The organism is Paenibacillus massiliensis subsp. panacisoli DSM 21345 (assembly GCF_000426545.1).
Taxonomy (GTDB): domain Bacteria; phylum Bacillota; class Bacilli; order Paenibacillales; family Paenibacillaceae; genus Paenibacillus; species Paenibacillus panacisoli.
The window spans coordinates 126,791-139,864 of record NZ_AUFO01000016.1; the positions used below are offsets into that span (position 1 = coordinate 126,791).

General features: G+C 45.3%; 5 protein-coding genes and 1 riboswitch. All 5 genes read left to right on the forward strand.

What is annotated here, in order from left to right; translation table 11 throughout:
* Positions 1–78: 78 nt before the first annotated feature.
* Positions 79–3,339, forward strand: a complete 3,261-nt coding sequence (locus K331_RS0113970; RefSeq protein WP_226383598.1) for a DUF5704 domain-containing protein — start codon at positions 79–81, stop codon at positions 3,337–3,339.
* A gap of 19 nt (positions 3,340–3,358) precedes the next feature.
* Positions 3,359–9,589 carry an OmpL47-type beta-barrel domain-containing protein gene (locus K331_RS0113975; RefSeq protein WP_028590792.1) on the forward strand — a complete coding sequence of 2,077 codons (6,231 nt, stop codon included), beginning with the start codon at positions 3,359–3,361 and terminating at the stop codon, positions 9,587–9,589.
* 246 nt (positions 9,590–9,835) lie between these two features.
* Positions 9,836–9,944: riboswitch (TPP riboswitch) on the forward strand.
* A gap of 314 nt (positions 9,945–10,258) precedes the next feature.
* Entirely contained in the window at positions 10,259–10,462 is a 204-nt protein-coding gene (thiS, locus tag K331_RS0113980) for a sulfur carrier protein ThiS (RefSeq protein WP_028590793.1), read from the forward strand.
* A gap of 721 nt (positions 10,463–11,183) precedes the next feature.
* Positions 11,184–12,200 (forward strand): thiazole biosynthesis adenylyltransferase ThiF, encoded by a 1,017-nt coding sequence (locus K331_RS0113985; protein WP_051289844.1) that lies wholly within the window; start codon positions 11,184–11,186, stop codon positions 12,198–12,200.
* Positions 12,201–12,304: 104 nt separating this feature from the next.
* Positions 12,305–13,015, forward strand: a complete 711-nt coding sequence (locus tag K331_RS29550; protein ID WP_051289834.1) for a response regulator transcription factor — start codon at positions 12,305–12,307, stop codon at positions 13,013–13,015.
* Positions 13,016–13,074: the final 59 nt, after the last annotated feature.

Here is a 13,074-nt window from a genome sequence, read left to right on the forward strand (position 1 = left end):
AATCATATTTGTACATTTTCAGTATACGCAAGTGATCCAATTGCAGCAGTAAGCGGATCACTTGAAGATAAATTGCCGTTGAAAGCCCCATATGTTACTCCAGAAGGACCTGCAAAACAACAGAAGTATGTGATACCTGTTTCTGGTGTGAAAGACGCGAATCCAGGAATCTATTGGGTTCAGAGCGATGATGGTAAATGGAGCGCTCAATCCTACCGTGCTCCTGGTGGGAAAGTAATCGTAAATAATGTAGGTACGAATCACGAACCTTGGCCGGCTGTTGGTGAGGTCACAGATAAAATCGATATGAACAAAGATTTATATAAGCCGTTCCGTTATGAAGACAACAGTCAGAGAGCATACAGCCCAGCTCAAGTAAGCAATGCACATATAGCAAAAGCAAAAACTACAGAAGAGCAAGGAAGAAAATCGCAGGTAACAGATTTGGAAATTGCTAATGTTTACTTTGTACTTATAACTTCACTTTCTGGAGAAATTGGATCAGGTGTTAATGACGGAAACGGCCTCTATATGGAGGAGTATAATGAGCAACAATATATTGGAAGTAGACCATTAACCAGGCCAGGCGGCTACCCCAAAAAGACGGCTCTGTACCTGACCCCAGTCGATCTTGAATGGAGAGGCACCATCGTCGAGCATAAGAAGATTCAGGTCACGGGAAAACAACAGCTTGCCATTGACGAACAAGCTCAATTCACTGCTGAGGTGGCCACACAGGCACCGGGTCAAACGAGCTTCGGGCATTGGTTCGCTGTGACAACTCGTAATAGTGAAACTGATAAGACGGAATGGAAATCAGACAACAGCAATATCGCTACTATCGATCCGCAGACGGGCATGGTCACGGCCAAAGCCAAAGGTACCACTAAAATCACGGCAACCTGGAAAAATGATATTTACTGGCTCACCTCTTCAATAGTTGTGGCTGTAGATGGAGAAGAATTGCCCGAGCCAGAGCAGGAGCCAGGAGTTGTATGCACTAATCCTGCTTCAGCAGGTGCGCAGACAGGCAGTCTCATGAATGGTAGTGCTGTAGGCAAAATTAAGGCCGATGAACGTGACGGTGAAAAATTTGAAGTGGCGAAAGGGATTCCGACCAGTGAAAGTTTATATGGTGTCGTTCAGGCGCGGGAGTATCTGTACAACAACAAATTTGAAAAATTCACGGGTACATGTACCTTTACGGTTCCTGTTTCCAAGACGTATAACCTGAAATGGAAAGAGGAGGAGGAGCGGGAGCGGCCTGATGGCACATCACGAACAGTCACTGTGAATAAATCCAGCAGCGTTACCGTGAATCCATATTATGATATCGTACGTCCGTATTCGTACTGGACTGTTCCAGAAATGCAAGCTTTCAAAATTGACAATGCGAAGCTTCAAAACTATGCCTTTGAAGGCGGAGAAATTGTGATTCAGCCAGGAAGCAGCTATGACAGTCCATCCATGACGCTGGAGACGGATGTAGAACATCTCGAATATCCGGACATTGTAACGGCCCGCGCCCCAAGTCAAACCATTGATGGTGGCCATAGTGAGCCAGATGTACCGGATCAAAACCTAAAATCCTTTGCAGAGGCTGCCACGCCACAGCTGAATGTACGAAATGATGCTTTGGAGTTTAATGGTCATACCATTATGGACGGTGCCATTGTTCAAACGAATGGGCCCGCGCCAGGCCGAATTCCAACGCCTCTAAGCATAGATGAAAACGCCTTGTTTAAGCCGCATAATATGATTCCAAAAGTGAAAGTGAATCAAGCAAATAATGCTTCCACAGGAACAATTACCTATCTGCCACTGGAGGGGAGTTTAGGGGAGCCATCTAATCAGGGACAGCCTATTGGAAATCTTAACTCCGTAACGGTCCACACCCCTGTCGTCATGTATCCGTCCATTACGGACGATAAGGCGTTTAATCAACGGGTATCACCAACGTCTGGGCGTGCAGCACTCATTTTGGATCGACCATTTACAGTGACCATGCCAACAAGTGGTGTACACCGAGATATTCGCGGCTTTGGCCATCGGGATTATGCAAAATATACAGCGTATAAGCAGGTACTATTCGAATTTGATGTGTACAACGAGGATAAGAACAAGTATATCCCGAAAAATACGTGGATTGATATTCCAATTGCTCAATTGAATACGACATTTCGCATGCCAACATGGGTAGATGAAGGCAACTATACTGTCCATTTTCGCTCTATGGCGGAGAATGCACCTGCTGAATTCACTTGGCAGAGTATGGCGAATACTGACTTGAATCATCATGTGGCGATTAATACGATTCCTGTACAAGTCATTGGTCGGCTGTACGATTTTAAAATTACAGACATTGCTGATTACGATTGGGAGACCGTCTTCCGAGTTGAAAAGGGGAGTACTAAGCATACAGGAGCAGCATATTGGGTAGGTACGAGCTCTATTGATGGCGCAAAACGCGGTAACACCTTTCCTTATGTCTTACCGATAAGACCAGGCAGCCACCCAAATACAGGATATAAAAATGTAGCGATTAAGACAGGCTATCATTTCAAATTCGATTTCAAGACGAAAGGGAATATGTTCAGTGCTGATGACCGAGTGAGGATCTTACCTACCTTCTACTTCGTTAATAAGGATGGAAGTGGTCGTCAGAAAGTGGATCTATATTACCACAACCAGACGACAGGTCAAAAATTCGTCAAAATCGGATCTACTCAGGACACCGCGCAGCGTAGCATCATTCTTAGTGATCGTCTACGGAATGTACCTGCCGAGGATATCAGCAATACAGCTAAATTCGTTGCGACCTATGGCAATGTGAAATTTGAGCAGCAAGCAAAGCAAAAGGCCGTGATTGGTGGGTATAGTCAGCTGAATTTGACGCAGCATGTTCGCACCTTGATCGGATCAACACAACAAGTGCCTGAAACGGTGGACAAAGGTCGTATGCTAGCTGCCGAACAGCAGTGGTATGGTGAATATAGTTTGCCTGCAGCTCCATATGTGGTACCTGCGGGATTCAGTATTTCGGAATATGGACGAACCCATAAGCTGACTGATAAATCACCCATTTTCTTGCGAAACGGTTATATCGTGGTCAACTTCAACATCGAGACGTATCGCGCTGGAGAGGATCAGCCATACCTTCGATATTACCGCCTTCAAGGAGCGACTACGCCATTGGACAACCAGTGGAAGTTAGAAGGGTACAGTAAAGTAGCTAAGGATCGCTATGGTAACTCCTTTGACGCTTCAGATGGAGATATAGCTTACTATCATGGAGACTTATCCAGCTATGATGACTTTAGTTCCAATGTAACGCATTAAATAGTAAAGGAGGAACGCTATGAGGGGATTAAAGCTCATGTTGACCGTGATTCTCTTCTCTGGCATATTCACGCCGTACTTTAATAAATCGCACAGTGCAGATCGAAGTCGCGATGAAGCAGTAATCAACATGGTTTTATTTCATTCCAATGACACGGACTCCGGTCAGACTAAGATCGAACTTGATCCAGTTGAAGCTCTGGAAGAATCTCAACTCATTAAAGGAACTTCATGTAACAATGATTTAATGACATTTTCTAATACGATCAGATTAACGGATCAAATACCCCCTGATATGCCTAATATCAGTGTGAATTACGTGAATTGGGAAAGCGATGACATCCGTGTCATGATCCAGCATGGCTACGACACAGGTGGCAGTGGTGTTGAGAGGAGTCAATATCGTGTGGATAAGCGGGAGTGGCAGGATTATTCTGGTCCATTCACACTAAAGGCTCAGGATCGGGCTCAGGTTCTAACGGCTCGGACCATTGACCGAGCAGGGCATATCAGTCAACTTACTCATGCGAGCCTGCAGATTGAGCGTACTCGTCCTGCGGCACCTAAGATCATGCTTAGTTCAACGGATTATACGAAGGAGGCTGTGGGGATTCAGTTAACGGGTCCCAAGGCAGGAGAGGAGAAGGTGCAGTATCGTATTGGAGAAATGGGGGTGTGGACGGACTACACTAGGCCATTTCAATTTGAAGCCTCAGGACGCACGACCGTGTATGCACGAACGCTTAGTATCCAGGCAATACCGAGTGATGTAGTATCAGCGGATGTTAAGATTGAGCCTGCATCGGCCATCGTCACGGGAGCCGTGGACATGCTTGCTGTTGAACAATGGGAGCGGAAGGGAGAGGTAGCAGCCAAGCCGTTATTCTCCTTTGTGAAGGAATTTATCCAACAGTTCCAATACTGGGCCATAGATATACAGAAACGGTTCGACAGTCGAATGAAAGTGAAGCTTCAGCAGCCGACAATTATTCTTCCATCGAAGGGATATTGGAGATTAAAGAGGGAAGTTATTAAGGTTTCTGAAAGAAAGCGGAATAAGTACAAAAATAATCTTTTTTTAGCATCTCGTCTTCAACGAATTAGTGTTATTCTGGCAGCAGTTGTCTTGCTACAAAGCTTTGGTATAGCCATCGCCCCTCTCAAAACCTATGCGGCATCGCATATGTATAACTTTAATCGATATGAAGCTGTAGCTATTCCATATGGGCCTTGGACCAATCATTTTGGTGGGGATCCCAAAGCTAATGGCGGTACAGAGGGAACTCTTATTGATTGGCATATTAAAGCGGTAATGTATCAGTATGCCAGATTTGATAGTATTAGTGGGGAATATGTACTTTACGGTAACAAGACAACGATGGAAATTCGAACGGCGAATACCAACACAAATGATTACGATATTAGGGATTATCCCTATGTCGCCTCTATTAGTAGTGAAAATCGGCAAAATCCTGGATACGAGGCCAGAGAAATGCCTCAAAAAACACTGAGAGTTGCGCGGTACTCCTCTTACGATCAGAGTGAGAGGGAGGCTCGATTTACCTTTAATGATTATACAGCAATACCAAGTGGGTATAATTACAGCCCTGGCAACTTTGTAACAACAGTGCAAGCAGCAGATGGCGCTTATCCAGACCATGGAAGGGCAGCAGATGGCTACTTTTACGTTAAGGGTAGCGTCGTCAATGCTGTCCCTTCCGTAGCAATTACTAGTGCTGGTACACACTATATCTCTGTAGTCAATGGATATAATACGATTACCATTTCCGGAACAGCCACCGACACGGATGGTGATACGCTGACCATTATGGGGAATCTAGGCGGTGTGACAAAATCCACTACAATCTATCCGGGGGTGTGGTCCCTAACGTGGTCTGGTTCGGAGCTGACAGAAGGAATAACATCTATGAATGTCAACGTGAGTGATGGATATGGAGGGACAGCTTCCGCTTGGTATTCTGGAAGCATTATCGTCGATAAGACCGCACCAACAGCACCAACAATCACGGTGGATCGTAGTGGCTGGTACAACGGAAATAAGATGATAACAATCACTCATGGTTCTGATAGTCACAGTGGCGTTCAAAAGACGCAGTTACAAATCGGTACTGGCGGATGGACAGACTATACAGCCCCATTCACTGTGAATGAGCGGATAACGGTGAATGCTCGAACCATCGACAAAGCCGGGAATATAAGTGCTATTTCTAGTCTGGATACACAAATTGATAAAACAACCCCGTCAGCACCAACAGTTACATCAGATCATGGTGGCTGGTATAACGGAAATAAGATGATTACAATTACCAACGGTCAGGTGGGCCCGAGTGGGATACAGAAATCGCAATTACAGATCAACAATGGGAATTGGACGGATTATACAACTCCTTTAACGGTCAGTGAACGTGTTACCGTGAATGCACGCACTCTCGATCAGGCGGGAAATATTAGTGCTGTGGCTAGTCTGGATACCCAGATCGATAAGATTCCACCGCAGAAGCCAACTCTTGTGCACGGAGGTGGATCCGATTGGCAGAATAGGGACACCACTATCAACATAACACATGGCATAGATTCAGGTGGTAGTGAAATTAAAGAGACACAATATCGGATTAATACGGGTAACTGGGAAACCTACACCACTCCGATTATCCTTAGTGAGGAGGGGCAAACGGTATATGCCCGGACGTGGGATCATGCAGGTAATGTAAGCAGCGAAGCTTCATCGGAAGCGAAAATCGATATAACGCCTCCAACTTCGCCAATCATTGAAAAAAATACGACTGGTGATACAACGGGAAATGTTGAAATTTCAATCTTACCTGGAACAGACACGGTGAGTGGTGTGAAGATGACAGAGTACAAAGTGGGAGTTACTTCTGTTTGGCAGACCTATTCGGGGCCGATCACCGTTACTGAAGAAGGCGAGCATCAGATATTTGCGCGTAGTATTGATTTTGCAGGTAATCATAGCGGCATTACAAATGGTACGATAGTCATTGATAGAACAGCACCAACCGTTCCAAGTATCAGCTTGTCCACGAACAACCACACAAGAGAAAGTGTTCAGTTTAAGATCTCAGGTTCTGTGGACACAAGAGGCCTCCGGTACGAGTATAAGCTTGGCAATGGGATTTATGTGTCTGGAGAACAAGGGGAAGTTACTGAGGACGGAATAACGGTTATTACTGCACGTGCAGTAGATGAGGCTGGTAACATCAGTGCGGAGACGACTACGACGGTGCGCATCGATAAAACCGATCCAGTCATTCATATTAGCCCATCACAGCGTGGATGGTCACAAGAGATGATTAAAGCTACCATTCAATATCAAGATCATGGCTCAGGCATCAACCCAGATCGGCGCTATTATCGAGTTACTTCTTCTCCACAAGAACCTGATAGCTGGGAGCTAGCAAGCAGTAACAGCTTCCAGGTGAATGTTACGCAAGAAGGTATTTGGTACATCCATGCCAAAGTAGAGGATAACGTAGGGAACAGTACGGTAGCTAGTTCTTCAGCGTTGCATTTGCAGCAACCACCTATAGCACCAGAGCTTTCCGTGCAATCTATCGGCCTCAATCAAGCTGCCCTTCAATGGACTCTTCCTAGCGGGAAGAGCTTTACAGGCGGGTATGAGTACACATTGCGTAATCTTTCCAATGGACAGGGCATGAATCTCACTTATCCTGGGGATTGGGCAGTAGATCATTCGTTATCCTCGGGTACGAGCTATGAGTATGAGCTAACGGTTCGAAATCACGTGGGTGAAGCAGTAAGCCATCCAGTGCGTCTACTTACTTTACCAGCAGCTCCGAGGAATCTGTCTCTATATCCTGTAGACCGAGAGGCTGGACATATCACAGTCAGCTTTGATGCAGTGAAGTCAGCTGATAGTTATAGAATTGTAGCCTTTAACATGGATTCTCAGCAAGAAGTATATAATCAAACGGTAACCACTAGCGTATATCAACCGATTGTGAACTTACAGCCGGACACAGTCTACAATGTTACGGTGTCGGCAATCAATGCTACTGGAGAGGGCCCCACCACGAGTCAATCAATCTTATCGCTCCCGGACGCTCCCGATGGTTTCAAATCGGTTGCGATTGGCGAAAACTTCGTGGACCTAGCTTGGCATAGTGTGACAACGGCAACTTACTATACACTGGATCGTAATAATGCACCTGTCACAGCATCTGTATATGAAGCATTTTCAGATATCGGATTGTCCTCTGGAACGGCGTACAACTATCGTCTCTCAGCCATTAATGCTACGGGTCCAAGTGCGTACAGTCACATGAATGTGCTCACCTTGCCAGGGATGGTCGATAACTTAACTGTAGTCGAAGCTCGGCGTAATGAACTGTCGATTGTCTGGAATCAGGTTCGAGGAGCATCCGGTTACCGAATGGTGGTCAATGGCGGGCAAGAATACGTATTTGGGGCACATGAGCTTCAAGCAACGATTCCGAACCTACCCGCTGGTACACCAGCGAACATAAGTATCCAGTCACTGAATAGTAGCGGACTAAGTGTAACAAGCTCGACTTACGGCCTTACACTGCCAGATCAGCTTGGTGAGCTAAACGTAAGTGATATTAGGGAGAACTCAGCTGTGATTAGCTGGGCACCTGTTCATGGAGCTACAACATATGAGATCAATGTGAATGATCGTAAATATACGGTTTCGGGCACCCATTTTGTTGTTCAAGGATTAACCGGAGGAACTACGTATCAAATCCAAATTGCGGCTGGGAATTCGTCTGGATTTGGAGAGAGTTTAAAGGGACGTTTTATTACACAACCAACACAGGTCCTGGGTTTTACCGCAGAAAATCCAGAAGACCGATCGTTCACATTGGCATGGGAGCCTGTTAAAGGTGCAATAAAGTACATCGTTTACCAAGGGAAAGAAGAGCTTGGCGTTGTTAGCGAGGCACGCATGTCTGTCTTGAAACTTGAACCTGGAATTAACTATACGTATGAGGTCATTGCTGTAAATGAGTCAGGTAACGGGTTACCAGGAGAATTCTACTGGAGGACATATCCAAGCCCTGTAAAGCAGAACGATGTGTGGATCAAAGACATTACAACGTCAAGGGCTACCGCCGAATGGAATCAGATACCCGGAGCGGATTATTACCAGGTGTACTTAGATGGAAAGCTGTTAGGCGACACGATGGACTTGAGTTACTCTTTTGAAGGCTTTGACAGTTCAGAGCGTCATGTCGTCAGCGTTGAGCCTGTGAATAGCAGTGGCACTAGCAAGCCTTATGAGGTTAGCTTTGAAACCTTGCCTGACAGTGAATTTTCAGTTGAGGTGGAATCCAGGCACACCTCTATTACGATAACAGTCGGAAATACCCAACCTAACGATACTATTGTCATTATGAATAAAGGGATGGTCATTTACAAAGGCAGAGATCCTGTGTTTGTATGGGAGCCACTGAAGAGTGGAACAAGTTACGAACTGGACATCTGGACGGAGAACGGCCAAGGGGCTAGGAGCTCAACGAAGAATATTAAGGAACGTACCAAGTCCAGTGCTAAGACATTTACTCCTATGACAGCTACCACTGAGATGATTAAGGAAGAAAATGTTATAAATAATGGATCACAAATTAATGATTCACTAGTTACCATACCAGCCTCAAAGGAGGCTTCAGGGGAAGAAAGTAGCAATTTTTCTGGTGCAGGATTTAAAGACATCGAGCGTACTTTCAATCGTGCCAAAATACAAGAACTAGCTGACCGAGGTATTGTAAGAGGAACTTCTGACAAGACGTACGAGCCGGGACGAGAGGTCACTCGAGTAGAATTTACATCTATGATAGTTCGTGCCCTACAATTGCCTGAGGAGGATACGATATTAACGTTTACAGATATCCAGCCTACTGAGTGGTATATTCCAGAGTTGAAATCGGCAATTAGGCATGTGGTAGCACGGGGTTTTTCGGATGATGTATTTGCTCCTAATCAATTGATTTCAAGGGAACAGGCCTCTAAAATGCTTGGGAATGTCACTGAGCAAGACGGGACGGCAGGGGGGGAAGAGCGATATAATGACGAGCTTCTAATAGCAGGGTGGGCCCGAGAAGAAGTACTGGGACTCACACAGCTCTCCTTGCTTCAGGGCTATCCAGACGGAACTTTTCGTCCGAAGCATTACGTGACTCGGGCAGAGGCAGCCGAGATGATCTATAATTTGCTGCATTATTTGAACTGAGACGTAGAGGCTACCCGCACATCACTTTACAATTTTCGATGTGTTATGATACGATTACATCATCTTCCAATTCGGATCAAGATTTGAACTTGACTAGCTCTACAATAAAATGTGAAGCAGTATATAGTCATTCATGATCTAGTTATTAGAGTTTGATCATTTAGTTAATAAGCGTTGTTAATAGGAAATATAATGTAATCTCCTAACTACCCGTTATTGATCTGCAACTAAAATGAATAATTAAAAAGACAACACTAGGGGAGCCGAGCAACTGGCTGAGATGGAACAATTGTGTTCCGGACCCTTTGCACCTGATCTGGATTATGCCAGCGTAGGGAAGTGGTGATAATTGGATGCATTTAGACAGCTCTACTTGAGCTTACTTTGTATAAGCTACGGTTTTGTGCGTATTGGCTTTGGGTCTTACGGGTATACGCATTGGCCTGTCTATTGTATATCCTTGAGCTTATTTCACCACTTTCCTTCTGGAAAGTGGTTTTTTGTTTTCCCTTTACTTTCATATTTGTTTACTGCTCGGGACTAGTACTTTGCAATGTGAAAGGTGCAATTATTGATAGAAGTACATGTCACTACATAGGGAAAAGGGGGCATAAAGCTACTAGGGTAAGTTTTGGCTTGCTAATATTTTGAATAGGAGGAGATAAAAACATGAGGCTAAAGATTAATGGGCAAGACATGACGTTCGGAGCACATATTAATCGGGTTGATCAGCTGCTGAGCGAGCTCGATTTACAGGTGAAGACTGTTGTAATAGAGCTCAATCGGAGAATTTTGGTGCGGGATATGCATCACCAGGCAATATTGTGTGACGGAGATCGAATTGAGATTGTCCATTTTGTAGGCGGTGGTTAAACGTGTTGCACATTAAACTTAAACAGAGTAGCTCCTGATTACTGCTGGATACAGGTATTTGTATATCTGGATATACACAAACACGTGTTTGAAGCATCCAAAGGGGAAAGTGTTGCATTAATTGTACAATGATTGAAACTGAAGCAGAGAGGATTTATCAAGACATACTGACCTGTTAGTGTTATGGGCTGTCACGAAATATTTTAGGTGTTCCATATGAGAAGGATGCAACAATTGCACAGCTCCCCCGGTTCCCGAATTGTATGATATGATTAAGTGTAGAAGTGATCAGTCATTCGTTTGCATTAACCTTATCTTGCATACCGTCATCTGTTCCTCTCCGCTGTAGCGTAAGGACAAAAGTACGGACAAAAACAAGGACAAAATGGGGCCAGTTATCGTGCTCCACTTCTGGCTACGTACTGTTGTCAAGAGTTCGCTGGTTCCTTAACAATAGCAGAGGCAATGAGAAGAACCGGTGAGAAGAACCAGTGAGTAGAATTGAGGAGCAGATCCAATTAAGATTCGTTGTTTACAGAGGTAGATACGGATCTAAGGTAACAATGATTATGATCAAGCCACAAGCAATGGCAAGCAGCCCATCGGAAGGAATGGTATGTACGTGAGTGAATCAGCAGAACCAAGTGAAATTCAAGACCACCAAGACCACCAAGACCACCAAGACCACCAAGACCACAAGCAGGCTGACAGCGCTTATGATATGGAACGGTACTCAAGACAAATCCGTTTTGCTCCGTTCGGGAGTGAGGGCCAGCGGCGGCTATCAACCTCGCATGCACTCATCATTGGTGCGGGTGCCCTGGGTACAGGGATAGCGGAAACCCTTGTCCGCTCAGGTATTGGTACCTTAACGATTGCAGATCGTGATTATGTTGAATGGAGTAATTTACAGCGTCAGCAGCTGTACGATGAGAATGATGCGATCTCACGAACGCCAAAGGCGATTGCTGCTCTTAATAGACTTTCTGCCATCAATTCCTCGGTGAAGATCCATGCGCACGTGCTGGATGTGAATGTGGAGGAACTGGAAGAGCTCATTGCTGGCGCAGACATCATCATGGATGCGACCGATAATTTTGATACAAGATTACTGATAAACGATATTGCCTGTAAGTATGGCATCCCTTGGATCTATGGTGGATGTGTGGGAAGCTACGGTATTACTTATACATTTATACCAGGGAAAACGCCTTGTCTGAGCTGCCTGCTGGGTAGTGTTCCACTTGGTGGAGATACATGCGATACGTCTGGTATTTTGCCACAGGCTGTACAACTCGTGACAGCACATCAGACCTCTGAAGCACTGAAGCTGCTCAGCGGGCATGAAGATGTACTACGAGACAAGCTGCTCTCCTTTGATGTTTGGCGGAACGAACAGGTAGCTATTGGGGTCAATAATGCAAAAAAAGCGGACTGTCCATCCTGTGGGCCAGCCCCGCGTTATCCTTATCTGGATGCGGCCAACCGACAAAAGACAGACGTGCTATGCGGGAGAGATACAGTTCAGATCAGACCTTCGCGCAAGCAACAGATTTCGCTCAAGGATATGGCTGAGCAATTGGAGAAAGCGGGTGCTCAAGTAACATTGAACCCGTTTCTGCTATCACTGGATCTTGGAGAGAATCGAATTGTGCTGTTCCCGGATGGTCGTGCTCTGATTCATGGCACCAAGGATATTGCGCGAGCTAGAAGTCTCTATCACCGATATTTTGGCTAAGCTAGCGCTCTCTGAATGTCCACGAATGATTCTACCCATACTGATGACGAGCTTTCCTTTGGAGTATAGAGACGGGCTTTGTGTTTAAACAAGGAAGGCTCAGATTGAGCAAACGGGTGAGAGTATTGGAGGACATGATCCTGATCCTGAGTGAAGAGGATAAAATGGAGATTATACTAGCGCTCACAGCGGATGGGTATCAAGTGACATCTTTACATCATCGTGAAGAGGCTGTAGAGTGGCTACAAACAATGAATACGGATATCATGCTGATGGAGGTTAAGGGAAGGTTATCTTTGGAGAGTCTGCCACAGGATATTTTAACTGCGCTGAGGATGTGCGCTCCGCACATTCCTGTAATTTTCCTGCTAGATCGCTACGACCCTGAAAATGTAGTTGCCAGCTTCGAGGCTGGTGCCAAGGACGTAGTTCATGTTGCAGAGGATACCTCAATTGTCTTGGCAAGAGTACGAAATGTATTACGCTGTACCCGCCCGAGTCATCGTATGCAGAGTGAGCTGGAGATCGGGGATATGATTATTCACCAGGAAATTAGACAAGTGTGGCGTGCTGGAATTGAAGTGGAGCTTACGCCCAAGGAATTTGATCTGCTGCTGTATCTTGCTTTGCAAGTGAACAGGGTATGCAGTCGTCGCGAAATCCTACGACATGTATGGGAGCATGACTATATCTCTGATACGAATGTGGTGGACGTCTACATAAGACATTTGAGGAAGAAGCTGGATCGCGGTCATAGGCAAAAGCTAATTCGCACCAAGCGCGGGATAGGCTATTATATTGCTCAGCCCGAATGAGTACAAGCTTACTTGTGAAAAGCTAACACAAATTCATGATTATAGAAAAAGTGCTCGCA